Origin of the sequence: Acinetobacter sp. UNC436CL71CviS28, assembly GCF_000620525.1 — a bacterium.
Classification (GTDB): Bacteria; Pseudomonadota; Gammaproteobacteria; order Pseudomonadales; family Moraxellaceae; genus Acinetobacter; species Acinetobacter radioresistens.
On the sequence record NZ_JIBB01000028.1, the window covers coordinates 13,147 to 38,769 of the forward strand.

Below are 25,623 nucleotides of genomic sequence, written 5' to 3' on the forward strand. Positions count from 1 at the left end.
GGCAACTGTCCTTTTAAATTTTTCCTGTCTTCATTCCTGAGCCGGTACTGGCAGTTCAGCTTCACTGTTCCAATGCGAAACAGGACGGCTAAATATATTTTCAGTCTGGAAATGCTTGATTTTCCACAAACCGTCATACTGTTTTCTAAATTTCACAGTGAGCCTGGCTGCATTTAAGTGGCTATGGGTATCACGGAAGGTCGAGGTCTGTAACATCAGCCAGCGACCTGTCGCCTCATAGCCATTGATATCAATCTGTTCTGAGCTGACAAAGTGCGCATTCAAGACAAAATGTGATTCTTTCTGGGTATAGCTTTTGAACATGTCATAGATTGCTTGCCATGATTCAAACTGACCGAAGGACCTGGAGTATTTTTCTCCGATTCCTTCCCAGATACTGTGACGGTCAAACAGGCCCATTAACTCGTTCAGGTCAGTATCTGCATCTAGAGCATCGCAGATTTCCATATAACGGTTTATGCAGTTACGAATCGCATTTTGTGCCTCAAGCTGTTCAAGCCGCATTAATACAGAGGCCAAGACTACTCCATCAGTCATTTCTGTTCATCCTTAACGCTGGATCACCAGTTCACGGCCTACACGTGCTTCAACCTTGCAGTATTTCCAGAGCTTGAATGGCCCTTCTCCTACCACTGTGGTTCTAAACAGGTTGCAGGCTGCATGAACCGTTTCTATATCTGGCACATCTGCCAACAAGTAGGTTGTCCATGGCCAGCCAGCACTTGGCCCTACCATACTTTGGTCATCGTCTAAACTTCCATATACGGTTACGCCCGGGAGGTCATGAATACCGTGCCACATTTCACCAAAAGCAGCCCAGACTGCCTTAGCTTCTGCTGGCTCTGCATCAAAAAAGTTCTGGTTAATCCCCATACAGAACAGCACACGTAAAGTCTTTTTCGCTTCCATTTCAAGATTCCTTTTTTAAATAATGCGTTAAGTTTATAAATAGCCGGGTGTCGGATTCAGCCCAAAACTGATTGCACCTGCATTTTGTAAAGTAGCGTCTCCCATAAAGGCATGCTGGGTGACCACGTTGGTATCATTTACAAAACGGCTAAACGGATGATTAGTATAGATCGCGGTCATACCGGCAAGCATTTGCATCTTTCGGGCGACTTTGGCTGCTATACGGGCAGCATGTGTGCATGACAACCGCATATCGCTAACCTGCTGGGCGGTTGGTTTGCGCCCTTCACTTACTTCCTTCCATACCACATCCATAGTCTGATAAAACCAGGTTCGGGCAGCCAGAAATTCGGCTTCTGACTGGGAAAATTCATATTGGGTGACTGGTCGCTGAGCGATCTCTGTCCCGCCCGTAATTGATGCCTTACCCGGTGCAAGCTTTTTAAACTCATCCAGGGCTGCAGCGGCCACTCCAATCCCTACCACCGTTAATACCTGAGTGGCTAAAGATAATGATGGGTACTTAAAAAATGGCTCGGGTAATTTTGAAGGCTCACCACGAACAAAGGTCCATTCCTTGGGTACCAGTACATTTTCCACAACCAGGTCATGACTGCCCGTTCCTTTCAGGCCCACAGTATCCCAAGTCATTTCAATTTTAGCTTTACTGGCGGGCATAACTGCCATACGTGGCAGGCCATGTGCTTCATTATCTTTTCGTGGTGCAATACCCACGCCGACAATATCAGCGCCCATGCAACCGCTTGAAAACTTCCAGCGTCCCTTGACCAAAACCCCGTTATCCGTAATTTCTGCCGGCTGAGGTGGAAAAATCCCCCCTGCAAAAACTATATCAGGGCTATCCTTGTAAAGTTCCTGAAGAGTAGTTTCAGGCAGGCTGCCCAAATAAGCCGGACTCATGCCGAAGCTTGCAACCCAACCGACTGAACCATCTGCCATAGACAGCTTTTCAATCAGTTCGCAGAATTGACGTGGTGAGCACTCATCTCCACCAAAACGTCGTGGTACCAAAGCACGATATACGCCCAACTGCTTCAAGCGCTCAATAATATCTTGGCTGACATACGCCTGATTATCAAATTCTCCAGTGCAGGCGCGCTCACGAATTTCCTGACATAAGGCATCCAGATTGACCACTGGCCTGACTTTTATATCCAATTCCTTGGCAGATAATTGATTCATTAGCTAACTCCTTGTCATTTAATGCGCTGCCTTAATAATAAAATCCGCGACCGCACATAGCTGCTCGTCTGCATTTTTCCTGCCTACCAACTGCAAGCCCACTGGCATACCTGTCATAGTTTGTAAAGGAATATTCAAAGCAGGATGACCTGATAAATTGAATGGACGCACCAGTGCAGTAAGATTTAAAAATGCTACAGTATTTTCAGCCTCTGCCACTCTAGGGGGTATCTGCGGTAAGGTAGGTAGAATCAGGACATCATACTGTTCAAGTAGCTCATCAATTTCCTGAGTAAACCTGGCTTTTACATCTTCTGCCTGCCGAACCTGCTCTAAAGTCGTTTTCGCCGCGTTAAGTAGTCGCTGTTGAACATCTGGACTGATTTTTCCGCTTTCTGTAAGCGTTCCATAAGCTTGCCAGTTTTCATAATTAATAATCTGCATCCCGGCTTGAAAGGCTTCACTAAACGTAGTTACCTGTACTGGCTCTACTTTTAAATTTGTCTGAGTCAGATAGTCTTTAACACAATCCCAGACTGCTGAATCCGCTTCTACATTAAGTACCGCCAGTTTAGGTTGATGCTGGATTTTTTCTGAAGACTTAAAAGTAGGGTCAATAATCTGCATTGCGGTAATAATCATTTCGACTGAACTGGCAAATGGTCCGACACAGTCCAGTGAGCTTTGCACAGGATAAACACCTTTACGGCTTACCCGCCCAAAACTGGGTTTAAAACCAAATACGCCACAGCAGGCTGCCGGCATGCGGATAGAACCGCCCGTATCTGTGCCCAGACTAAAATCGGCCAGGCCAGCAGCCACCGCGGCAGCCGAACCGCTGGATGATCCCCCTGGAATCAGATCTGGATACTTTGGATTAACAGGTGTACCAAATACAGGATTAATTCCTGTAATACCAAATGCCAGTTCATGCAGATTGGTTTTTGCAGTTATGACGCAATCAGCTTTCAAAATAAGGTCTACAACTTCTGCATTTGCCAATGCAGGCTCTACCTCCATGAGTGCCTTACTTCCTGCCATAGTTCTTAGGCCCCGAATGTCGATAGAGTCCTTAACCATGACTTTCAGTGCACCTGTACCTTCATGGACTTCCTGTGCGATAATATTCATTCACTTTTCCATGTATTTTTATTTTATAAGCTTAATATCTGAAAATTTAATGTAATTGTCAAGTAACTTTTATGAATGATAAGAAAGAAAATATTTCATAATTTTGTTTATAATGAATTTACATTTTTTCAAAGATATGGCTTTGTCATGCTGAGTCAGCTAGAACAGTTTTTACCTAATAAAGATCCAAATAGCTTAAAAAATTTCCCATTTTTCTGGATTTCTCAAATTAATGGGAAATATACTCAACTTATTGAAAAATCTATAAAAAAATTAGGAATAGATAATACCCGACGTAAAATTATTTTAAGTGTAAATGCAGTAAGTGAAGCCAGTATTACTGAAATTGCCAATCTTTCAACAATTAAATTGACGACCGCAACCAAAGCTGTTTATCGTCTGGTTGAAGACGATATTGTGGAAGTTTTTTCCTCACAACTTGATGAGCGGGTGTCTATGGTGAAACTTACTGAAAAAGGCCAGCAGATGGTTGAACAGATCAACCAGATCAGCCAGGTAACCCTGGCCGGAATTCTGCATGCTTTTGAAGAGGATGAGCTGCATGACTTAAACAAGCAGTTAAAAAAATTGTTTGACCTGATGCCTTCTAATTGATGCCAGTCTTATTTATTGATACCGGATGCTTTAAAATATCCGGTTCAGGCTGTAGACCTGCTACAGCAATGCGAGTGGTAAAGGCCTTCAATACCTGTAATTTATAGCTATCAATATCTACTGTATGATAATTATAAAAGCCCTGTTTTTCACGTAGCCCATTTCTTTTATTTTGCATGTTTTCAGCAATAATAGCCGGAGCGCTATGACGTGTACCCAGTTCTTTTTCCAGATACTGTGAAGCATAAAACAAAATATCACCTCCACCCCAGTCAATAAACTCAAGCAGGCCCAGTACAGAAAAACGCAGGCCAAATCCGGTTCTAATCGCAATATCAATATCTTCTGCCGAAGCTACACCTTCTTCAACCATACGGGCAGCTTCATTCATGGCCAGTGCCTGAATACGCGGCACAATATAGCCCGCACTGGCCTGACATACGACGGGTACCTTACCAATAATTTTTAAAAATGCTTTAAGGCGCTCTACCACTAAATCTGAGGTTTCTGCTGTCCGGCTTAACTCTACCAAAGGCATCAGATAAGCCGGATTTAGCCAATGTGCATTGATTACCCGTTCCGGTACAGAAAGCATCTGGGCAATCTCGCTCACCAAGAAAGTCGAAGTAGTAGATGCAACAATACATTCTGATGGCAGATACTGATCCAGCCATTTAAATATTTCCTGTTTAATCTCTTTAAGCTCAGGGACAGCTTCCATTACCAGCTCACAATGACTTAAAAAGTTCTGTGATTTATTTCTGCTGGTTACTTCAATACGTTTTAAAATAGTTTCAACGTATGTTTCCTGAATAAAGTTGATACTAACCAAGAGCTGCAACTCCTGAGAAATATCGCTAATAATCTTCTGTCTGTATATATGGAATTCTTCTGGATCGCGTTCTCTGGCATCTATCAACTGAATATTTAATCCTGCATAGGCAAAAGCAATCGAAATTGCCTTCCCCATACGCCCTGCTCCAACCACAGCAATTTGTTTGATTAACTGCATATCAGGCTCCCTGCTGTAAAATGGCAGACATTTCCTGACGGCTTTTTTGTGCTAGTTGCAGATTTTCCAGGGTACGACCAGTTTGATAGAAATTCTCTCCTGTGACTGCCGAGGCAAGATTCAGTAAACCCTCGGCAACCGGTGTCGGTACTCCAGCCCAGCGCCCAACAGAAACTAGAAAAGACAACCCCAACTTGGTATCTTCGAGCATATATCGGTGGGTATGCAGATCGATATCTTCACGCCAGTCTCCACTGTCGGTCAATTTTCCATGTGCCCCGCGGCCATACATCCACTCATCACCCTCTCCTTCTTTATTATAATGATCTGCCAGAGGAAAATGTGGTGCACTATAACCAAGCGCTTCACGAACTTGAATACGTTCAGTATCCAGCTGAGTAGTCACCCTGCGAATAGACTGTTGAGTCCCTTCATTGTGAATATCCCAGGTTTCAAAATACTCTAGTGCTCCGGCATTCATTAGTATCAGGGGTGGATGGATTACTGGTCCGGCATTCATCAGTGCTCCACTTAGGCTATTTTCAAGTGGCTCAATACTCGGATAAGCCTGCTGAAGTATCTGAAAAGCCCGCTCAGATAACTGGCTCGGAAAAACACCGGTAGGTAATCGGGTAGCGTAGCCACTCACCACAATCTGGTCAGCAGCGTGTTTACGGACCAGATAAGGTAACGTACCTGTTTCTGCAAATGCGACTTGGGCATAATTTTCTGCCTCTTTCATGGCTTGCGCGAAGATATAACTTCCAAAAGTCCCCGGCGGCAGAAAAACCACTTGTCCTTCCTGCAAGTAGGGCGCTATCTGTCGGGCCAGATCCTCATGAGTTGTCGCTGGTAAAGGTATAACGATAAGCGCTACCTGTTGAACCGCTTGCTGTAAATCCTCACATAAAGTGATCTGACTATTCTGAAATCCGACACTGACTGAACGGTTACCCTGATAGTCCTTGATTTTTAACTTGCCTGCTTCTGCTAGCCGCTTTAGAGCCTGTGTATCACGGCGCCACCATATTACCTCGTGATTTTTTTCAGCCATTTCTACTGCTGCTGCATAACAGCCATGGCCACCGCCCAGTACCGTAATTTTCATTGGTAATTTTCCTGATCTGCTTTTACTTGATGCTAAACAGGAGAAATCGGGCTGTCTTACCCGATTACGAACAGATTGTTCAGTTTACGAAATAAGATGAGCAATGCGGATGTGCCTGCCTCAAAGTCTGTGATGGCAGACAACCGTACCGTTTTTTATAAAGTGTAGAAAAATGCCCTAAACTGTTAATACCATTACGCAGCAGAATATCAGTTACAGTTTCATGCGCTTGGCTATGCTGTAACTCATGATGGATGAGTTTAATACGCAAGTCTCGAATATAGTCAATTGGGGTTTGATGGAAATACTGGTTAAAGCCTTTTTGCAGGGTCCGCACCGATACTCCGCACTGCTTGCCCAGCTCTGCCAGTACAATATTATTTCGGATATGCCGGGCAATATACTGTCTGGCTTTGTTCATATAGCCAGGTAATATAACTTTCCCCCTTTGCTGCAGTTGCGCAGTATAATTATTCGGAACCTTCAGTAAAATCAGCTCAATCAGATATCGGCCGAAGCTTTCAGAAATAGTATCCCAATGCTGGATGTTGTAATGGGCATGACAAAGATAGTTCAGAGTTTCGATAATCGCCTCGACACCTTCTGTCGTACAGGATATACCGCAGTCAAACAGTAGTGGCTCTGCTACCATATGGCCGAGCATTTTGTAGAGCTGTGTATCAACCTCCTGTCTGGACAGCTTCAGAATAATATTACGACAGTGCTGGCTGGTAATAATCCGATTTTTACTATGGGGATGTGAAACCGTCATAATACCAGGTGACTGTATAATCAGCCGGGCATCATGTTCGATCTTGCACTCGCCCTCAAGCGTAACTCTGAACAGATAATGGGCAGAAGATTCATCTATAGTAATTGCCACAGGCGCACTGTATTTCAGATCATAGAGTGCTGATGTGCCAAAGCTAAAACCATTAAGACGCGTATTTAGAATCTGGCTGGAATCTACCTCAAACTGATGGGGGCACAGATAATGGCTGATCTGCTGTTTAATAGTGTGATAGTCGGTCGAACTGAACAATAAAAAATGATCAAGATAATGCAGACGGTCTAGTTGTGAAATCAGGCTCATATTCCAGCTCCATCTAAGTTTTATTTATTTTTAAATAAAAAATGCCTACTGCAAGCAATAGGCATAAATATGATATGTTCTCTTCCTAAGCTGCATGTTCCTTTTGCATACTTTGGGCAAACGCTTTACAGCCAAATTTCAGCAGCAGAAAAGCCACTACACATGAAATTGCGCCAACAATTGATAAAGACATGCCTACCATCAATGGATTTTCAAAGATTTTGTCAGTAATTAATGCAACCAGTGTCGTTCCAATTCCTACTGCAACCAGATTACTGATTAGCAGAAAAATTGCCGAGATCTGAGCACGTAACTGGTTTGGTGCCAGCATTTGCATCGCCGTAGTGGAAATAGGCATTGGAAATGACGCAAAGAACATTGCAGGCACCAGCAAGGTAACAGAGAGCCATAATGGTTCAACTTGCGTAAAAAACATGATCGGCAAAATTAACCCTGTGATTCCAATAACACCTGTAATCATAGGGGCATCTTTACGGCCTTTTTTAACAAACCAGTCATTTAACCAGCCTGCACAGAATACACCTAAAGTATTAGCTACCAGCAATACACTACCTAGCATATAACCGGCTTCTGTCGGGGTCATTCCATATTTCCGCATATAAAAAGCAGGTGTCCAGCTGGTTAAACAGTACAGTGCCATCGCATAAAATGTAAAACCCAGATAATGGCAAGTAAAAGTTTTACGGTGCTTTCCAATAAAACTGAAGCTGGATTTAAAACTGACTTTTTCTACTTCACCCTGAGCATTAAGACGCTGACCTTTACGCTTTGGCTCTTTCACAGTGAGTATAAACAGCAGGCCAATAAAAATGCCGGGTAATCCAACAATAATAAATGCCATTTGCCAGGCTTTTAACATACCAAAAAATGGCACATCAATCAGGCTTGTGTCCTTCAGCAATCCAATAACATAGCCACCGACCAGAAAGGCAATGCCGCCTCCAACAAAAGAACCAATCGAATAAACTGCTACTGCACGTCCCAGTTTTTCTTTGCTAAACATGTCGCTAAACATTGAGTAAGCAGCAGGTGACAGAGCAGCTTCACCAATTCCGACCCCCATACGGCTCAAGAAAAGCTGCACGAAGTTTTTACTGAGTCCGCAGAATGCTGTAGCCAGACTCCAGAAAATAATTCCGATAGAAATCAGTTTTGGCCGGGAAAAACGGTCAGCAATATAGGCAAGTGGCAATCCCATAAAGGCATAAAACAGGGAAAAAGCCAAACCATGCAGCAGGCTAAACTGGGTGTCAGTCAGATTCAGGTCAGCCTTGATCGGCTCGATCATCAGTGCCAGAATCTGCCGGTCAATAAACGAAAAAATATAGGCCAGCATACACAGCAGTACGACGTACCAGGTATATACACTTGATTTACTTATACTTCCTTCTGTCTGTATATTGAGATTACTCATATACTTACCTCCATGTCGGTCCTGTGTATCGGTTCAGGACCATTTTTCTGTTCAGTACTTATCATTTTTATATAATCTTCTTCTCATACTGTGCTCTACACCTGATCCGTGGCGCTTGAATAACAAAATCTAGTGAATGTAAGCCTTATTATTCAAAATTATTGTTATTCATTGAGCTAAATTGCTGCTGAGCTCCGGGTCTATATTATGAAAAGTACTCCCCCTCTATACTGAATAATTATTTGCTTTTTATCTGTAATTTTCCACAACTTTTTAAGTATAATTTTATACCTTAACTTGTTTTATCTCTAAGTATTCCTGTTGGTAGTTTTAATAAGTTAATGAAAAAATTAATTAATCTAGAATTATTTTATTTCTAGAAGAATAAAGCCCTAAATAAATGCATTATTTGTTTAATATGATGGTTTTGATTAGCCTTGTAATCTGTTTTTTCACCGCCTTAAATATAATTATATTTATTATTTTAAAACATATAGTTAAATTAAAAAATATAAACCAGTTTTAGCTTGAAATTCTATAATTACTCTTCTGCTTTGTAGGCTTGGCATTCATTTTGCTTAATCAGTATTACGTTTTATAAAATTTGTAATATTGAGGGGCAACACTATGAGTTACGTTGCACATGAACTCAGTTCAAGAAACAAACTGCTATTTGGCTTGGGGTCTTTTCTAATACCAGTTTTAATTTGGTGTGCAGTCAGTTATTTACCTTGGATCTGGCATCCACAAGTCCAAATTACGGATTCAGGTAGTGTTGCCTATTTACAGGTTGATAGTCGTATTGATAAAAATACCTTTTTTTCTGCTGCCCAGTCTGCAATAGATCAAGGTCTTGCTCCACCGCAAGGTATACTCGTCAATCCAATTTATTTGCCCGCACCGCACGAAGTTGCAACTGCACTGGTCACAGCTTTTACCACTGCACCTGCTCAGGCCAATGTTCCCTGGTTTCATGAAAGCCTTTGGCACAGTATCAAGCTGGTGTTTACGGCATTCTTTATTTCTTCACTGATTGGTATTCCACTCGGTATTTTATGTGGTTTTTCCAATAAACTTTCCCAGTTGACCGAACCTTTTATCGAGTTTTTCCGCTACCTGCCTGCCCCGGCCTTTGGCGCGCTTGCCGTCGCTATTTTAGGAATCAATGATGCACCCAAAATAGCCATCATTGTCATCGGCACCGTGTTCCAGCAAATTCTAATTATTGCCAATACCACACGTCTGGTCGATCGTAGTCTGATTGAGGCCGGTTTCACTTTGGGTACCAATAAAATTAAAAGTCTATTTCATGTGGTGATTCCGGCAGCACTACCTGAAATTTACCGTAATCTGCGTGTGCTGCTTGGCTGGGCATGGACCTATTTAATCGTGGCTGAACTGATTGGTAGTACCTCGGGTATTACCTGGTTTATTACCCAGCAAGCCCGCTATCAGAACTTTGCGAATGTCTTCGCAGCTATCTTGATCATTGGTGTGATTGGCCTGGTTTGCGATGTAATTTTAATGAAACTGGGACAGCGCCTATTTAAATGGAAACCGGGAGCAAACTAATGCAATACACTGAATTTAATACCCGTGAATACTTTGACAAAATTTACGCCCGTCCGGTGATCCTTGAAGCCAAACAGCTTACGCAAAAATTCAGTCATGGCAAAACCGAACGTACAGTTTTAAATGCACTCAATTTGAAAATTCATAAGCGGGAGTTCATCTGTGTGATTGGACCTTCCGGTTGCGGCAAGTCAACCTTTAGCCGGGTGGTTGCAGGACTGGATCCTTATAGCAGCGGTGAAATTCTGGTCGATGGCCAACCGATTACCGGCCCAAGTCCGGAGCGCGGCATGGTGTTCCAAGGCTATACCCTGTTTCCCTGGAAAACTGTTAAGGAAAACGTCATGTTTGGCCCGCGTATGAAAGGCCAAAGCAGTGCAGTAGCCGAAGCACAGGCACGTGAATGGATCAATATTATTGGTTTGGAAAAGTATGAAAACCAGTATCCGCATGAGTTGTCTGGCGGGATGAAACAGCGTGTCGCGATTGCCCGGGCTTTGGTCAATGAACCGAAAATCCTGCTCATGGATGAACCTTTTGGGGCACTCGATCCGCATACCCGGCAAAGAATGCAACGTCACCTGATGGACCTGTGGCAAAACATTGATATCACCATCATTTTTGTCACCCACGATATGGATGAAGCCATTTTACTGGCTGACCGGATTGTGGCGCTTAGAGCTAATCCGGGTGAAATCAAGGAAATTATTGAAGTAGATCTCCCTCGTCCACGCCACCCGGAACTGATGCTGACTCCAGAATTTAAACAGTTAAGACAGCATGTCGATCATCTGGTGCATGCTGAAGAAGATGAACTGGATCCGGCACTGGCAGAACTGCCGGTCATTCCGCGTATGACCAAGGTCAGCAGCAAGAAATAATCTTATTCAAAATGCCTTTGGGACGACCTGAAGGTTTTAATCGCTGTGTTGGACGACCAACATTAGAGGTGATTGTCATGCAAGCGCAATATGTACTCCCACTGGTTGATATTTCAAAATTGCAAAGTCCGGATTTAGCTGATCGTATTGAAGTTGCTCATGCTCTGGATCAGGCTTGTAAAGAGGTTGGCTTTCTTTATCTCAAGGGTGACCAGTTCAATTTTGATCACGCCAAAGCCCTGATTGAAATGGCCCAGTCCTATTTTTCTCAGGATCTAAACACCAAGATGCAGCACTATATTGGCAAATCAAAAAACCATAGTGGCTATGTGCCGATTGGCGAAGAACAGTTTGCAGGCAACAGTTATGATTTAAAAGAAGCCTATGATGTCAATTATGATTATCAGGGTACACAAAAAAACTGTCCTTTACTTGGCCCTACCTTATGGCCAGACCATCCGGATTTCAAGACTGTTGTCAGCCAGTATTATGGCCACTTGCGTGGAATCAGCCAGCAGATTTTTTCTGCCTTTGCACTGGCATTGGGCGTTCGTGAGGATTTTTTCGAAAGCAAAATTACTGATGCACCAAGTCAGCTACGCTTGATTCATTATCCCTATCATCCGGAAGTGCAAGATGCCGAAGGTATAGGTGCCCATACCGATTACGAATGCTTTACCTTGCTGTTACCGACCGCACCCGGCTTACAGGTTTTGAATAAAGCCGGTGAATGGATCGATATTCCATTGATTGAAAATACTCTGGTGATGAACATTGGTGACATGATGGAAATTCTGTCCAATGGTAAATATCTGGCCACCAAGCATCGGGTGAAAAAAGTGTCGGAAGAACGTTATTCATTTCCGCTGTTTTGTGCCTGCAATTATAACACCGTGATTGAACCGGTTATTCACACTGAAAACAGCAAATATGCTGCCCTGATTGGTGGTGAGCACCTGTTTAATCAGACCGCCCAGACCTTTCAATATTTAAAACAGCGCGTCGCTAGCGGTGAATTGGTCTTAAAAAATGCTGTACCACTTTCCTCTTTTGGACTTGAAGAACAGGCGGAGACAACATCATGAATCTGTTCGAAGTGATTAAGACTTTAAAACCTACGACTACTCAGCCAGAGATGATTCCGGACTTTTTATATGGGGCTTTCCGGCGTAAAAGCATCAGCTTTTTTAATGGCCTGACTGATGAAAATACCATTGTGTATTGGTTTCAGTCGCGCAGTTTTACCATTGATCTTCGTCTAAAAAGCCAGACAGGAACAGCTGTTCAGGAACGCCAAGGCTGGATTGGCAATACGCTTTGGGATAGCGCCAGCCAACTTTTGTCCTGGGAAGTGAAAGACTACGCCAATTACCAGAATCATGTGCAGTGGCCGGAACCAGCCAAGTTACATGCGATTGGCAACTGCATTCTGGAATTTTCTCCAAGTCATGTCTATGTCGAAGACTGGCGCCAGCAGGTACAACGTGGCCTGTTTTTAAGCTTGCGGCTTCAGTCTGCAATTGAAGTGCAATCTGGTCAGACACTGGAAATGGATGGTGGCCTGATTATTTGTGCTGATCATATTGCCTATGCCCTGACGCGTTTGCCTGAAGTGCAAAGCGCAGTCGCTCAAATGGACTTTAAAGCTGTCGATCCGACCGTGTTTGCCTTGTTGGAAAGTTTTGAGGTTTCTATCGGGACTGATGCTCAAGCTAAAACTTACAGCACCCGCACAAGCGAAACAGGCAAAGCCTTTAATCTGGAAAATTTTGAAGTGCTCAATGAAAGCAGTCTGATTCAGCGTGTGGTTCTCGATGACCGTAAAATCGATCTGATTTTTGAGCTGGATATATACCAGCCGGATTACCACTTTCAATATACAACCTCCACGACTACACAAGCTGAAAACTGGCTGAAATCAGAACAGGATCACCTGATGCATCATGCAGAACGGGTGCTATAGGGAGAAATATGTCTTTTTTATATCTTTCAATTGCCATTATTGCAGAAGTTATTGCAACATCTGCACTCAAAGCTTCAAATGGTTTTAGCGTGTTCTGGCCTTCACTTGCCACCATTGCCGGCTATGCAATTGCCCTGTTTTTTCTGTCACTGACTATGAAAACCATTCCGATGGGTATTGCTTATGCGATCTGGTCAGGGGCTGGTATTATCCTGATTTCAACAGTTGGCTTGCTGGTATTTAAACAGCAACTGGATCTTCCTGCACTGATCGGTCTGGCGTTTATGATCATTGGCATTATTTTTATCAATGTCTTTTCCAAAAGTACGCAGCTTTAATTTTTTAATCTTCATCTGACTATAAAAATCCCCAATCTGGGGATTTTTTATAGCTTTAGTTTACATTCCGGAATGAGGCGGCAAGCTCTATTTGAGTTCTTGTACCAAAGTTGGAACAATCACACCATCCACATTCATTTCCGTTGTATAAATGCCGTTAGCCACATTGAACTTGTTCACATGATAGGTTGAGCCATAAATTGAATCAAAACCATTACCTTTGGTAAATACTTTCTTGTTGGCTGCCAGATCCAGTAAATGTGTACCGTCAATAAACTGCATATAGGTTTTTGGGTCAACACCGACCCGTTTGGACATGATCTGTGCAGCGTCTTCTCGAGTCGCCGGATCATTGATGTATTTGACGGTTTTATCCCAGACCTGAATTACCTTTTTCCATTGCTCTTTATTGGCTTCCAGATGGGCCGGGTTTACAGTCAGGGTATCGTAGATCAGGCCAGGTTTATCTTTAGAGGTAAAAATGATTTTTGAACCAGCTACCGCAGATAGAGCCTGATTTGCCACCGGCTGCCATACAGCAATCGCATCAATATCAGGTGTGGCAAACACCTGTGGCAATTCATTGGTCATGGTATTGACCAGCTTAACCTCATTCAGGCCAACTTTGGCATCATCCAGTGCAGTGGATAGCAGCAAGTGATCCACCAGACCTTTTTCAGTCGCAACAGTTTTTCCTCGCAAGTCCTGTATAGAGTTAATTCCGTTCTTGGCAATGATTACATCATTTCCAGCTGAATAGTCAGTTGCCATGATCATCACGCCTTTGGTACCCCCTGAACCGGTGACCAGATTATCGCCATTAGTGACCATTACGGCATCCAGCTGATTGGCTGCAAATGCAGAGAGTGAAGAAGAATAATCAAACCACTTAAAATCGGCATTGATACCTGCTTCTTTAAGCCAGCCTTTTTCAATCGCTACCTGCCAGGCTACAAAGCCCGGCCAGTCGCTATAACCAATCCGAATCGGCTGGTTTTGCGTACTCTCACTTGCTTTGGTATTTGATGCAGGAATTTTTGCAGTATTGTCACAGCCACTAAAAAGGATTACAGACAGTACGGAAACGGACATCAGTGCTTTTTTGATCATTTTGCGACTTCCCCTATGCATTCACATTTAAATTTGGTATTTGAAAGTTGTCTAGATTTCATAAATTCGCGCCAGCCACCGAAATGACTGATATCTGTGGCATCTTCAAGCGCATAACCTTCACAGATAAAACTTTTGACCCAAGTACCATCAATCAGCTGGGCATTGCCAATGCCCAATGGTGCCGGTACTTCTGCAACAATGTCCCCGAATAGGGCACGCGGAATGTCCCAGACCTCTACTTCAATCGAGGAACCTGTCGCGTTGTATTGCAGGCCAGGTTTTGGCGGTGTGGTATTTTTTAAGGCATAGAGTTTGTAATGCGAAGCAGTCCGGGTCTGTTTGATCAGGGTGCCACCACGTGTGGTCAGCTGAAAATTCAGCGGCATGCCGGTCAGATGTGTACCGACGACAGCCAGTTTGACGCTGTGACCCGATGAGATTTCAGTTGTTTTTTCATAGTTGCGTTCAGAAGTTCCCAGTTTTAACTGGCTTGCCTGCTGCCATTTTTGCCCGAATTTGGCCAGTGCCTCATCCATCCAGGCTGGCGCAATAAAGGTCACGCCCGTTGGCAAACCATCGGCACGAATGCTATTTGGTAGCGCCAAAGCCGACAGATCGGCAAAATTGACAAAATTGGTATAAGCGCCCATGTGGCTGTTTTTGACCAGAGGATCAGCTTCTACTTCTGCAATACGATAAATGGTAGGTGCGGTCGGCACCATCAAGGCATCATACGCTGCCAGCGTATTTTGAATAACACGGCTCAGGCGGGCGCGTTCATATTCATCCTGCATGACATCGACCGCACTGAACCGGTCTGCCTGCGCAATGATTTGACCAATGACCGGATGGGTCTGCTTGCGTTGCACCATTTTTTCCACGGCACTGGTACGTTCAGCCACCCAAGAGCGATTATACAGGGCCGCTGCCAGTTGCTGAAATGGAGTAAAATCAATCGGCTCAACCGTATAACCCAAACTTTGCGCACGTGTGATTGCCAGTTGAAATACTTTTTCAGTTTCGGCGTCGCCATAAAATTCTAGTGTATCCGGAATGGCAATTTTCCCTTTTGAAAATTGGCTCGGTACATTCTGAGGATGCATTCTGGAATAATCATCGCTGGCATCATAGCCCTGCATGACTTGCGCTACCTGCCAGGCATCATCCACCGTTAAGGCAAAAATCGAAATCACATCGATGGTGCGACAAGCCGGAATCAGGCCGGTAGTCGAGAACCAGCCTTTGGTCGATTTGAGCCCGACAATGTTATTGTGCCCTGCCGGTACACGTCCTGAACCTGCAGTATCTGTACCCAGTGAAAATGGCACTAATCCGTTTGCGACGACTACACTGGAACCCGAACTCGAACCGCCACTGATATATTCAGGATTAAAGCTGTTCTTCACCGCGCCGTATGGAGAGCGCACCCCAACCAGACCCGTCGCAAACTGATCCAGATTGGTTTTACCCACGACAATCGCACCGGCAGCTTTTAATTTGGCTACTGCTGTTGCATCGGAAGTCGCCAGATAAGCTGCCTCTTTACATGCTACTGTGGTATAGAACCCTGCAACATCAATATTGTCCTTGACCGCAAATGGCACCCCATAAAGTGGCAAGCTTGCACTATCTGCACCAGTCAATGCATCAATTTGTGCCTGTAATTGTGCTGCCGTCGCAATTGAAATCCAGGCATGATCCTCATTATTCAACCCGGCAACATACTCAATCAGGTCACTAAGCTGGATATTGTTATTCTGGTAGGCGTGTTGCCAGTCCTGTACAGTCCATAAATTGTGCACAGCTGTTCTCCTTAAGTGTGTTCGGTATTTTGTGGAATGGGCGGCATGACGGCATCCATCAGTTCGAGATGGCCTTTAATCACGCCTTTCAGTGCAATAAATTGTTCGCTAATTTCTTTCAGATCACTGCTCGCGCCCTGCATCAGCATGACTTGCAAGATTTTTTCATCATCCAGCTGGATATGAAGTGAATTGATCACTTGCGCCAGATACTGCTGCTGCAGATCGACCAGCTGACTGCGCAGCGGTTTCAGACTGACGTCATAGAGCAAAGTGAGTGTGCCAACCATGACTTCATCGCGAATCACCAGATCATCAATCAGGTGACGGTTAATCATGTCGACAATGGCTTGCGAGCGGCTTTCATAGTGCTGCTCGACAATTTTTTGATCCATTGCATGCAGTGTGGTTTCTGGCACGGTAATACTGATACGTGCCAATTTTTGTTTAGGCACGATGTTGATCCTTGGATTGATATTGTGAAGATTGTTTAATGTGAAAGCCTGCGCGTACGCTAAGCAGCTCAACCAGAAAGTGAAGCCATGGATGCATTTTTTTATTTGATGTCGGATTGTTCATGTGCATCTCCTGTGGATATTACAAAACCAGAATTTCGTATTACTTAGGAAAATGCAGAAAGCGTGCCAGTTTTTACTTATTTGGATGAGGTAAATAAAGTTACATAAAAGGGTGAAAAAAAGCCCCATAAGATTGAAATGGGGCTTGTTCTAAAGCAAAAGTAAGTTTTGTATTTCACCGGTTTATTCCATTTTGATTGCTCATGTCCTTGCTATTCTTTTTATACATGAATGGTTAACCGATGTTTGGAATTTAGTGGTCAAGTGCTTTATTCTCCTCTATTTATAGTTGTATATAAATAAAAGCATAAAGCATGCCATAATATAAAATAGAATAGATTTAAGCAGAATGCGTGGGGAATTAATTACATACGCAAATTGAGGCAAAACAAGAATGATTTATTTTTTAAGTATGCCTAAAAAATATGCCATTTTGCACCATTGGGGTTCGAGTGTGCATCAAAGTGTGGCTAAAGGATGTTTAATAATGGCAAGCACTTCTTAGATAATTTTTTACATCTTTTATAGATGGCATCTCGACGATCTACATCTAGTACCAAAACGACAATTTTGAAGTCGATAAGCTGATATACTAAGCGATAGCCTGCCGATCTAAGTTTTACTTTAGATAAATCAAATGATCCACTAAGTTTATTTTTGGAATCTTAGAATTTTCCAAAAAAATGGTTTCGAGCTTACGAATGAACAATCGTAAAATTTAAAACCGTTATTTAATTTCTGAAATTAATTTTTTTGTAAGTTAAAAGCCTCTAAAGAAACCTCTCGATTTAAATAACTAGTTTCATCCTTAGGTAGAACCTTATACTTATATTCTATTCTACCTTCTTTATTTTTTGTTTTTTCAACCACCTCAAAAAGAGGATTAATAATGGTAGTTTTTATATAAATCTTGGTTGACTTAACCTTAGTGTCTAACAATATGAAATTACTCAATTTTCTATTTTCAAGAATAATAATTTCATAGTCTTCTTGTGCAAAGATTGCATCTAATTCTTGTTTTTCATTATTTGGAATAAAATTACTGAACGCAGAAAATTTCTTTTCGTGACTTTTATTTGCTAACAACTCAACTATTTCGTAAGAATTGTTAATTTCTGTATTATTTAGTGGAAAATCAGACCTAAAAAGAACATCTACCTTTAATTTTTCGCTGATTTTTCTAGCATTTTCTACATATTCTAATAATATATACATAGAGTTTATCCAATCTTTTTGAAAATTTTCAGTAATTACAGATGATATTTCAATTCCATTTACTGAAAGTCTAACCTTTAATTGATTACATTCTGCGAGAAGCTTATATACTCTTTTAATCTGATTAAAATAAGTTAGTCGTTCGACTGGTATATCATCCCAATTTTTAAGATGGATAGAAATCTCAAAATGTATTTTATTCGGCTCTCCAATTTTGATAGGTGAATTTTTATACTTTATGGTCATTAAACCTTCAAATTTCGTAATTTCTAAAGAATGTGATTTTTCTCCATAAACCACCTCAGAATTACCACTCAAGATAAGATTTTCTTTTTCATCAAAAAACTCTAACTCTCCTCTTAAATCGCTATTTTTCTTAACATATAGCTTTCCATCCTTTATCTGAGAAGGAAAAATAACATTTAAAGCTTCTGAATTAGAACTAATGGCATCAACATCTATTTCAAAAGTTTCCCCACCTTCAATTAACTTAGTATATTTCTTGGTAAACTCTTCAGCACTATTAGGTTTAAAATTAATTTTTACTGACTCTTCACTATCTTCTGCCACATCTATTCTATAATGAGTTGTGCTATTGATATAGTCACAGGAAATATTTAGTCTTGGATCAAGTATCCTAAGCTCTTCTTGAACTATTTTAGAAATAGTATTTAAAGAAGAATTTGCCACACCTATAAAGCTTTGACCTGATCTATGACTTTCAAGCACCCTTAATTGTGCTTCCTTTTGAAACTCACTTTCCGCATATAGAGGACTATTACTATTCGCCAATAATTTAAGCTCAGCTTTATTTTTCCACTCTTTTAATAACTCAACAGAATATGCATCAGGTTCTATATCAATTTTTCTAGCACAATGATTACATAACCAAATTCCATTCTCTATAGATTTTCTCTCTTGCTGAGACATAGTTTCATCATATCTTGGTCCTCCTACACTTGCTGCACATATATGTGCGGCTGTACCAGTAAGATTAATTTTATCTAAGGTAGCTTTTTGTGGCTCAATTGTTTGCTTACCACAATCTGGATTAGAACAAAGATTATTTACCCGTTCTCTTAATGCTCTCACAACAGGTTTTGAAAAATTATCTCTTCGTGTATTTGTCATAACATTAGAAAATTTATTGTAAGTATAAATATCATTTTAAACTAAACTATTAATTCATTGAATAAAAAAACCGCCCTTACGGACGGTCTTTTTTATTCCTATCTCATCAAGCCACTGGTGCCAATGTAAACAACACCTGCCCCGTTTTCACCGTTTGCCCTTTTTCAATGGTAACCGCATCGACACGCATACGCTCAGGCGCAATAATTGGAATCTCGATCTTCATCGCTTCAATCACCGCAAGCGTCGCACCTTCTTCCACAATATCACCCGACTGACATTCAATTTTCCAGATTGAACCGGGCATATGCGATTCCACCGCACAACCACCTTCAGGCACTTCAACACCTTCACCATCATCCACAGCATCTAGGCTTTCAGAGACATATTCCGCCAGTCCTGCTTCATGCCAGCGACGGCGCTCTGCATCAAAATTAGCTTGTTGCACCGCTTTAAATGCTGAAATAGATTCTTGGTTTTCAGTTAAGAATTCGTTGTATTCTTTAAGGTTGAGTACGCCTTCTTCAATGCGCAGTTTTAAACGCCCTGCTTTAAAGTCCTCACGCATGTGCATCAACTCGGACTCAGACACTTCATAAAACTTAATTTGGTCAAAGAAGCGCAATAACCACGGCATATCTTGTTCAAAATCAGGGTTTTTACGGTAGCGTGACCACATTTGCGAAGTACGACCCACAAACTGATAGCCACCCGGACCTTCCATGCCGTAAACACACATATACGCACCACCAATACCGACGGCATTTTCAGGTGTCCAAGTCCGTGCAGGGTTATATTTGGTGGTGACTAAACGCTGACGTGGATCAAGCGGTGTTGCCACAGGCGCACCCAAATACACATCACCCAAGCCCATAACCAAATAACTCGCGTTATACACCACATCTTTCACGGCTTGTTTGTCTTTTAAACCATTAATACGGCGGATAAATTCGATATTGTCCGGACACCACGGTGCATCTGGACGTACGGTTTGCATATAACGCTCAGTTGCAAGCTGTGTTTGTGAATCTTCCCAAGCCAGTGGTAAATACACAGTACGTGATGGCACTTGCATTTCCGTCACATCAGGCAATTGTTCTTCTGCGACTTGAAGCATATGCAATAAATCAATTTGATCGAGCTTGGTCGAATCAAAATGGATTTGCAGTGAACGAATACCCGGTGTCAGGTCAATAATGCCTTGGATATTTTGCTCTTTGACCCATTGCATCAGCGCATGAATACGGAAACGCAGGTTTAAATCTAAAACCAGATCGCCATATTCCACCAGCATATAGTTGTTGCTCGCAGGACGATACACCACATCAGGCGTACCATTTTGACCTTTCAAAGTGTCTAAAATGGCGGTTTTCAGCGTACTGATTTCAGGATAGAACGATTCATTAAAAGTGACTATTTGCGTATCTGTTGATACCAATTGTGCATGATATTTTTCATTGAGTACTTTGGCTTGGGTATAGCTCACAGGCACAAATTTCACTTTATCGCCTGCTTTGAGCTGACCCAATTTCCACAGTTCAGAATTGATCACCACCGCAGGACACACGAAGCCACCAAGGCTTGGACCATCTGGACCCAAGATAATCGGCATATCACCAGTGAAATCAATCGCACCAATGGCATAGGCATTATCATGAATATTGGATGGATGCAGACCTGCTTCACCACCGTCCTGACGAGCCCATTCAGGTTTTGGTCCAATCAAACGGATACCGGTACGGCTTGAGTTAAAGTGAATTTCAAATTCATTGGCAAAGAAGGTATCAATGTCATTTTTGGTAAAGAAATCAGGCGCACCATGTGGACCATACATCACTGCAATTTCCCAAGAATTTGAGAAGGTCGGGATTTGATCTTGGCTTAATGCTTTGCCATCACTTGATGTAAATGCCGTGATTGGAAGCATATCGCCAATGAGTAAATTACGCCCTGCATGCCCACCAAACTGACCTAGGGTAAAGGTTGCTTGTGAGCCTAAATATTCAGGGACATTGAGACCGCCGTTAATACCAATGTAGGTACGACAACCTGTGGCGATCTTGCCACACTTCAGCACCTGACCTTTACGCACATTCACGGTTTGCCACATTGGTACAGTTACGCCATCCAAAGTCGATGGCATATCGCCACCTGCAAGCACGATTTGACTGTCACAATGGAATTTTAAGCTTGGTCCTTGCAAGGTACATTCTAGACCTGCGGTATTCGGTGCATTACCTAACAGTTGGTTGGCGACATTTAAAGACAGCGGATCGATTGCACCCGATGGTGGCACACCGACATCCCAATAGCCCAAACGCCCTGTAACATCCTGCACGGCGGTTTGAATGCCTGCTTGCAGGACTTCAATCTTTTGGGTTTTCCACTCAAAGGTATTTAAGAAGCGTGTGGTTTGCGTACCCGCTTTAAATACATCACAGTCGATAATGTTTTGTAGATATTCAAGGTTGGTTTCAATGCCTGCCACAGAAGTTTTGGCAAGTGTATCGGTCATGGCTTGAATGGCAGAATCACGATCATCCGCAGTCACAATAATTTTGGCAATCATTGGATCATAGAATGACGATACGTTGGAGCCTGTTTCTACCCACGTTTCATTACGGGCATTGGCATCAAACTCGACATGAGTCAGTAAACCTGCGCTTGGTTGGAAGTTTTTAATTGGGTCTTCAGCATATAACCGCACTTGAATGGAATGACCTTTAGAATCAAGCTGTGCTGTTGGTGGCGTCCAATCACCACTGCCTAAAGTCACCATCCATTCAACCAAGTCCACACTAAACACTTGTTCGGTGACACCATGTTCGACTTGTAGACGAGTATTCACTTCCAAGAAATAGAATTCTTGCGTGTCGGTATCCATCACAAATTCAACCGTACCTGCCGAGCGGTAGTTCACCGATTGCATCAGTTGGATCGCAACATTTTGAATATAGGCACGTTGTTCATCGTTTAAATGTGGTGCAGGTGTTTCCTCAATCACTTTTTGGTTACGACGTTGTACCGAACAATCACGCTCGCCCAAAGCCAAGACTAAACCGTGACCATCACCAAAAATTTGCACTTCAATATGACGGGCATTTTGCACGAACTTCTCTAAGTACAAACCTGCATCTTTAAAGTTGGCTTGCGCTAAATATGACACCGTTGCATAAGCATCTTTCAGCTCTTCAGCATTCCAGACCAAACGCATGCCGATGCCACCACCGCCTGCGGTACTTTTCAGCATCACAGGATAGCCAATACGTTCCGCTTCTAGCAGTGCTTCGGCTTCATCAGCCAACAATTGACTGCCCGGAAGTAATGGCACATTGGCTTGAATTGCCAATTCACGTGCGGTGTGTTTCAGACCAAAAGCTTTCATTTGTTCGGCATTTGGCCCTAAGAATACGATGCCTTGTGCTTCACACAGATTACAGAATTCGGCATTTTCAGAGAGGAAGCCATAGCCCGGGTGAATCGCTTCTGCACCGGTTTGTTTTGCGACTTCTAAGATTTTATCGACATTTAAATAGCTTTGGCTCGCAGGTGCATCACCAATGAAAACAGCTTCATCTGCTAAAGTCACATGTAATGAATCACGGTCGGCTTCTGAATAGACGGCAACCGATTGGATGCCTAATTTTTTAAGGGTACGAATAACACGACACGCAATTGCACCACGGTTGGCGATGAGAACTTTATTAAACATGGCTTATTCCTCGCCTTCACGGACAATCAGTTGAATTTTTGTCGGGTTATAGGCATTACACGGATTATTCAGTTGTGGACAGTTTGAAATGAGGACAATCAAATCCATCTCCGCTTTAATCTCCACATATTTCCCCGGAGCAGAAATACCATCATCAAATTTCAAATGACCATCTGAAGTTACAGGTACATTCATAAAGAAATTAATATTTGGACCGATATGGCGCACATTCAAATCATGCTTTTTCGCAATCGGATGTTGTGACAATGCAATCATGAAATTGTTACGGCAACTGTGCATTGGGTATTTGTCATGGGCATAGCGCACTGTGTTACTTTCACATGAACATGCACCGCCTAAGGTGTCATGGCGACCGCAGTTATCATCGTTGATGGTGGCGATTTTATTGCCAAAATTGGTGTATAACGCTGTGCCTTTTTCTAAATATATTTGACGATTCATCGCCAAAGTATCGGTTGCGCTATAACGCTCTTCAGGGTTATGTGCGGAGATAAATAAGGTATCTACCGCCTGGTTGCCTTCTAGATCTACAATACGGAAATACTGTCCTTTTTTGACTTCGCACATCCACGCTTCACCGGCAGGACAAACTTCGCTGAGTACTGGTTTTTCATGATTTTGTGTTGGGTTTACGAGTGCAGTCATGATCATTCCCCTTAAGCAGTTAAAGCGTAGTAGCGGTTATTATTTTGGAATGCACGCTGATTTTGCGGGCATGAATCACGGCAGACATCTGTCTCGCCTAAAGGAAGTGCTTTAAAGAGTGATAGTTGAATATCAGCTGGTGCATATTCAGATGAGTTATCTAAGGCATGCGGTGCACTCGATAAAAACACCAGACAATCCATTTCAAAACGTAGTTCAATCACTTGATGAGTATTGTCAGATGCCACATAGCTGAGGTTGCCGTTATCATCAGGTTGAACTTTAGAAAACAGATTTAAAGTACTGCTGAGGTCAGTTGCCGATAATCCAAATTTGGTCATTTCCAGTAATAAACTGTCTTTGCCGTTGCGGTACATCTCATTACGGGCATCTTGAAACGTTTTTGAACCAAATTGATTTTCGATTTGCTGTGCAGTACTTGGTGCGCAGAAGGCATCATTCCAACCGTGATCATCTTTCACAATCGAGATCATGGCACGACCCAAATCAGAGGCTAAAATGTGCCCTGTACTTAGAAATGCGGTATGTTGCCCTTTTAAGCTGTCTGGCATGTTATAGGCTTCCAGCTTGTCTTCTGCATTGACACAGAACAGCGAAACATTGGCATTTGCGCCCAAGGATTTGAGTTGTAAAACTGCGCCACGTTGAATGCGCGCAGACCAGTGATGGCCACCCGGTAAAAGTTCAGTCCACAGTGCGGAATCTTCGTGATAAGTAGTCGTGCTCATAACAGCCTCTGCATCTAACTTGTACGGTTTACCTCCCGGGCTTTTATCCCTCCGTGTAGCTTTGGTTTTGGAAAACCTAGCCGTGAACTCTCGGTCTCAGACGCAGGCTTTAAAAAATAACTGCCGGAACCCTAGATCACTTTATGCTGTAGAGGTAAATGCAAAGGGTATGCCAACTTAATCATACGGATTTGGTATTTCGTAATACTTTTCTATAACACTTGTAGTGCGTTTCGATAATGATGCACTGTTACTGAGCACTATATACAAACAACTCTTGAGTTGATGCTTGATAAAGGCTGTAATGCTGATAAGTGTATGTGCACTTTTTCAAACATTTTAATAGGGTCAATTCTTAGACTCGTATTTAAAACTCAGAGTCATCAACTGGATTAATTTAAAGCAGCCCTGAATTAGAAATATTCAACGATAAAATGGGTTTAATTACTAAAGCCTGTAGAGATAGAGAAATAATTTCTATTTATAAATTGGTAAAATATATCTTGAATAAAAATAAAGATCTTTGGGGAGCATTTTGAAGATGATGTAGAAATGCTTTATTTGCTTGACAGGGTTTAGTGAAATTTTTATTAAATACAGATTTTTCACTAAATTTTCACGATAAATATATGAAAGATAGCCTACTTTAAATTATATTTTTAGTGAGTTCTGGATAGCTTTCTGGGCTCTGATTCTTGCGCTTCTTTATGACTTGATCAAAATTTAAATTTAAACCTGTTTAATATAGAAACCTTTCTCTCTCAACTTTCTCCTATAGGTCAGGCTCTAGAATTCTCAAATTAAGAATCAAGCCTGTTACCAGGCAGATAGAACAGACTCATGATCAGAAATTACAGGCTTAATCACTTCTCTTTAAAAAACCTGATAAAACATAATTTTTGAAATAAATTAATTTATATCCAATATTTTAAATAATAAAATTAGCTTTTCGAGAAGTTTAATGACTGTTTTTATATATAAATCATAGCAATTATTATTTTTTATCATTATGGCTTAATAAAACGAAATAATTAGGATCTTTATATTCTGGCGAATTCAAACATGAGGTGCGACAGTTTGAAAAGTCTTATGATAATCAACAAGCTGAGCAAATTTCTCTAATGGTGTAAGCCAATCTAACGCTTTTCTAGGACGAGTATTCAGTGACATGGCAACTTGATTTAAATAATGCTGATCTGCCTGATTTAAATCAATCCCTTTAGGTAAATATTGCCTAATTAAACCATTCATATTTTCGCATGTGCCTTTTTGCCAGGGTGAATGTGGGTCACAGAAATATACATCTATGCCTAAATCTTCTTCAAGTATTTTATGTTCTGCCATCTCGCGTCCACGGTCATAGGTCAACGTTTTAC

The 25,623-nt window shown here is 42.1% G+C and carries 23 protein-coding genes and 1 riboswitch; of the genes, 6 read left to right on the forward strand and 17 right to left on the reverse strand.

Annotated elements, in window-relative coordinates; all coding sequences use genetic code 11:
• Window positions 1-30: 30 nt before the first annotated feature.
• From N518_RS0110895 to N518_RS0110910, 4 genes are read right to left on the reverse strand one after another with little or no spacing between them, the layout of a single operon-like run.
• Window positions 31-558 (reverse strand): nuclear transport factor 2 family protein, encoded by a 528-nt coding sequence (locus N518_RS0110895; RefSeq protein ID WP_017400903.1) that lies wholly within the window; start codon window positions 556-558, stop codon window positions 31-33.
• 12 nt (window positions 559-570) lie between these two features.
• Entirely contained in the window at window positions 571-930 is a 360-nt protein-coding gene (locus N518_RS0110900) for a hypothetical protein (RefSeq protein ID WP_005015237.1), read from the reverse strand.
• A gap of 33 nt (window positions 931-963) precedes the next feature.
• Window positions 964-2,133, reverse strand: a complete 1,170-nt coding sequence (locus N518_RS0110905; protein WP_017400902.1) for an acyl-CoA dehydrogenase family protein — start codon at window positions 2,131-2,133, stop codon at window positions 964-966.
• Between the two features lie 18 nt (window positions 2,134-2,151).
• Window positions 2,152-3,264: an amidase gene (locus tag N518_RS0110910; RefSeq protein WP_017400901.1), complete on the reverse strand. Its 1,113-nt coding sequence runs from the start codon at window positions 3,262-3,264 to the stop codon at window positions 2,152-2,154.
• A 147-nt stretch (window positions 3,265-3,411) separates the two neighbouring features.
• Between N518_RS0110910 and N518_RS0110915 the strand changes: the two genes are divergently transcribed.
• A complete protein-coding gene (locus N518_RS0110915; protein WP_005015243.1) occupies window positions 3,412-3,879 on the forward strand; it encodes a MarR family winged helix-turn-helix transcriptional regulator in 468 nt (155 codons plus the stop codon).
• Here the strand turns inward: N518_RS0110915 and N518_RS0110920 are convergent.
• From N518_RS0110920 to N518_RS0110935, 4 genes are all read right to left on the reverse strand, one after another.
• The gene (locus tag N518_RS0110920) at window positions 3,872-4,891 is read right to left on the reverse strand and encodes a 3-hydroxybutyryl-CoA dehydrogenase (protein WP_017400900.1); all 1,020 of its coding nucleotides are present in this window, start codon (window positions 4,889-4,891) and stop codon (window positions 3,872-3,874) included. The two genes, N518_RS0110915 and N518_RS0110920, sit on opposite strands and share 8 nt — an antisense overlap.
• Window position 4,892: 1 nt before the next feature.
• A complete protein-coding gene (locus N518_RS0110925; RefSeq protein ID WP_005025141.1) occupies window positions 4,893-5,999 on the reverse strand; it encodes an NAD/NADP-dependent octopine/nopaline dehydrogenase family protein in 1,107 nt (368 codons plus the stop codon).
• A gap of 79 nt (window positions 6,000-6,078) precedes the next feature.
• Window positions 6,079-7,092: an AraC family transcriptional regulator gene (locus N518_RS0110930; RefSeq protein ID WP_005025139.1), complete on the reverse strand. Its 1,014-nt coding sequence runs from the start codon at window positions 7,090-7,092 to the stop codon at window positions 6,079-6,081.
• Between the two features lie 85 nt (window positions 7,093-7,177).
• Window positions 7,178-8,527, reverse strand: a complete 1,350-nt coding sequence (locus N518_RS0110935) for a spinster family MFS transporter (protein WP_005015253.1) — start codon at window positions 8,525-8,527, stop codon at window positions 7,178-7,180.
• A 627-nt stretch (window positions 8,528-9,154) separates the two neighbouring features.
• Between N518_RS0110935 and N518_RS0110940 the strand changes: the two genes are divergently transcribed.
• From N518_RS0110940 to N518_RS0110960, 5 genes are all read left to right on the forward strand, one after another.
• Window positions 9,155-10,099 (forward strand): ABC transporter permease, encoded by a 945-nt coding sequence (locus tag N518_RS0110940; RefSeq protein ID WP_026444236.1) that lies wholly within the window; start codon window positions 9,155-9,157, stop codon window positions 10,097-10,099.
• A complete protein-coding gene (locus N518_RS0110945) occupies window positions 10,099-10,980 on the forward strand; it encodes an ABC transporter ATP-binding protein (RefSeq protein WP_026444237.1) in 882 nt (293 codons plus the stop codon). Before N518_RS0110940 ends, N518_RS0110945 begins: the two co-directional genes overlap by 1 nt.
• 77 nt (window positions 10,981-11,057) lie before the next feature.
• Window positions 11,058-12,065 (forward strand): isopenicillin N synthase family dioxygenase, encoded by a 1,008-nt coding sequence (locus N518_RS0110950; RefSeq protein ID WP_005025134.1) that lies wholly within the window; start codon window positions 11,058-11,060, stop codon window positions 12,063-12,065.
• Complete coding sequence (locus N518_RS0110955; protein WP_005025133.1) at window positions 12,062-12,943, forward strand: hypothetical protein; 882 nt, start codon at window positions 12,062-12,064, stop codon at window positions 12,941-12,943. Before N518_RS0110950 ends, N518_RS0110955 begins: the two co-directional genes overlap by 4 nt.
• An 8-nt stretch (window positions 12,944-12,951) precedes the next feature.
• Window positions 12,952-13,281 (forward strand): DMT family transporter, encoded by a 330-nt coding sequence (locus tag N518_RS0110960; protein WP_005025131.1) that lies wholly within the window; start codon window positions 12,952-12,954, stop codon window positions 13,279-13,281.
• Window positions 13,282-13,368: 87 nt separating this feature from the next.
• Here the strand turns inward: N518_RS0110960 and N518_RS0110965 are convergent, their stop codons facing one another.
• The 9 genes from N518_RS0110965 to N518_RS16810 form a co-directional block, all read right to left on the reverse strand.
• A complete protein-coding gene (locus tag N518_RS0110965; protein ID WP_017400899.1) occupies window positions 13,369-14,391 on the reverse strand; it encodes an ABC transporter substrate-binding protein in 1,023 nt (340 codons plus the stop codon).
• Window positions 14,388-16,196, reverse strand: a complete 1,809-nt coding sequence (atzF, locus tag N518_RS0110970; protein WP_005025125.1) for an allophanate hydrolase — start codon at window positions 16,194-16,196, stop codon at window positions 14,388-14,390. The genes N518_RS0110965 and atzF overlap by 4 nt, the downstream gene beginning before the upstream one ends.
• A gap of 11 nt (window positions 16,197-16,207) precedes the next feature.
• Window positions 16,208-16,651, reverse strand: coding sequence for a CopG family ribbon-helix-helix protein (locus N518_RS0110975; protein ID WP_004280384.1), 444 nt, complete (start codon window positions 16,649-16,651; stop codon window positions 16,208-16,210).
• The gene (locus N518_RS17465) at window positions 16,644-16,748 is read right to left on the reverse strand and encodes a hypothetical protein (RefSeq protein WP_372410767.1); all 105 of its coding nucleotides are present in this window, start codon (window positions 16,746-16,748) and stop codon (window positions 16,644-16,646) included. The genes N518_RS0110975 and N518_RS17465 overlap by 8 nt, the downstream gene beginning before the upstream one ends.
• Window positions 16,749-17,518: 770 nt before the next feature.
• Entirely contained in the window at window positions 17,519-19,120 is a 1,602-nt protein-coding gene (locus tag N518_RS0110985; protein WP_005025118.1) for a hypothetical protein, read from the reverse strand.
• Between the two features lie 106 nt (window positions 19,121-19,226).
• Window positions 19,227-22,832, reverse strand: coding sequence for an urea carboxylase (gene uca / locus N518_RS0110990; protein WP_005025115.1), 3,606 nt, complete (start codon window positions 22,830-22,832; stop codon window positions 19,227-19,229).
• Window positions 22,833-22,835: 3 nt separating this feature from the next.
• A complete protein-coding gene (locus N518_RS0110995; RefSeq protein ID WP_005025112.1) occupies window positions 22,836-23,498 on the reverse strand; it encodes an urea amidolyase associated protein UAAP2 in 663 nt (220 codons plus the stop codon).
• A gap of 11 nt (window positions 23,499-23,509) precedes the next feature.
• Window positions 23,510-24,247: an urea amidolyase associated protein UAAP1 gene (locus N518_RS0111000; protein WP_005025110.1), complete on the reverse strand. Its 738-nt coding sequence runs from the start codon at window positions 24,245-24,247 to the stop codon at window positions 23,510-23,512.
• A 30-nt stretch (window positions 24,248-24,277) separates the two neighbouring features.
• A riboswitch (guanidine-I (ykkC/yxkD leader) is annotated at window positions 24,278-24,393 on the reverse strand.
• A 910-nt stretch (window positions 24,394-25,303) separates the two neighbouring features.
• A partial coding sequence (locus N518_RS16810) for an IS30 family transposase (protein ID WP_002123542.1) occupies window positions 25,304-25,623 on the reverse strand: 320 nt, incomplete at its 5' end.

Bases quoted from the DNA above. Each gene is read 5' to 3' on its own strand.
- N518_RS0110905 (WP_017400902.1), bottom strand. From the start codon at position 2,133: ATGAATCAATTATCTGCCAAGGAATTGGATATAAAAGTCAGGCCAGTG.
- N518_RS0110920 (WP_017400900.1), bottom strand. From the start codon at position 4,891: ATGCAGTTAATCAAACAAATTGCTGTGGTTGGAGCAGGGCGTATGGGG.
- N518_RS17465 (WP_372410767.1), bottom strand. From the start codon at position 16,748: ATGCATCCATGGCTTCACTTTCTGGTTGAGCTGCTTAGCGTACGCGCA.
- N518_RS0110950 (WP_005025134.1), top strand. From the start codon at position 11,058: ATGCAAGCGCAATATGTACTCCCACTGGTTGATATTTCAAAATTGCAA.
- N518_RS0111000 (WP_005025110.1), bottom strand. From the start codon at position 24,247: ATGAGCACGACTACTTATCACGAAGATTCCGCACTGTGGACTGAACTT.
- N518_RS0110945 (WP_026444237.1), top strand. From the start codon at position 10,099: ATGCAATACACTGAATTTAATACCCGTGAATACTTTGACAAAATTTAC.
- N518_RS0110930 (WP_005025139.1), bottom strand. From the start codon at position 7,092: ATGAGCCTGATTTCACAACTAGACCGTCTGCATTATCTTGATCATTTT.
- N518_RS0110925 (WP_005025141.1), bottom strand. From the start codon at position 5,999: ATGAAAATTACGGTACTGGGCGGTGGCCATGGCTGTTATGCAGCAGCA.
- N518_RS0110940 (WP_026444236.1), top strand. From the start codon at position 9,155: ATGAGTTACGTTGCACATGAACTCAGTTCAAGAAACAAACTGCTATTT.
- N518_RS0110960 (WP_005025131.1), top strand. From the start codon at position 12,952: ATGTCTTTTTTATATCTTTCAATTGCCATTATTGCAGAAGTTATTGCA.
- N518_RS0110910 (WP_017400901.1), bottom strand. From the start codon at position 3,264: ATGAATATTATCGCACAGGAAGTCCATGAAGGTACAGGTGCACTGAAA.
- N518_RS0110965 (WP_017400899.1), bottom strand. From the start codon at position 14,391: ATGATCAAAAAAGCACTGATGTCCGTTTCCGTACTGTCTGTAATCCTT.
- N518_RS0110895 (WP_017400903.1), bottom strand. From the start codon at position 558: ATGACTGATGGAGTAGTCTTGGCCTCTGTATTAATGCGGCTTGAACAG.
- uca (WP_005025115.1), bottom strand. From the start codon at position 22,832: ATGTTTAATAAAGTTCTCATCGCCAACCGTGGTGCAATTGCGTGTCGT.
- N518_RS0110900 (WP_005015237.1), bottom strand. From the start codon at position 930: ATGGAAGCGAAAAAGACTTTACGTGTGCTGTTCTGTATGGGGATTAAC.
- N518_RS0110935 (WP_005015253.1), bottom strand. From the start codon at position 8,527: ATGAGTAATCTCAATATACAGACAGAAGGAAGTATAAGTAAATCAAGT.
- N518_RS0110955 (WP_005025133.1), top strand. From the start codon at position 12,062: ATGAATCTGTTCGAAGTGATTAAGACTTTAAAACCTACGACTACTCAG.
- N518_RS0110985 (WP_005025118.1), bottom strand. From the start codon at position 19,120: ATGACAAATACACGAAGAGATAATTTTTCAAAACCTGTTGTGAGAGCA.
- N518_RS0110915 (WP_005015243.1), top strand. From the start codon at position 3,412: ATGCTGAGTCAGCTAGAACAGTTTTTACCTAATAAAGATCCAAATAGC.
- N518_RS0110995 (WP_005025112.1), bottom strand. From the start codon at position 23,498: ATGACTGCACTCGTAAACCCAACACAAAATCATGAAAAACCAGTACTC.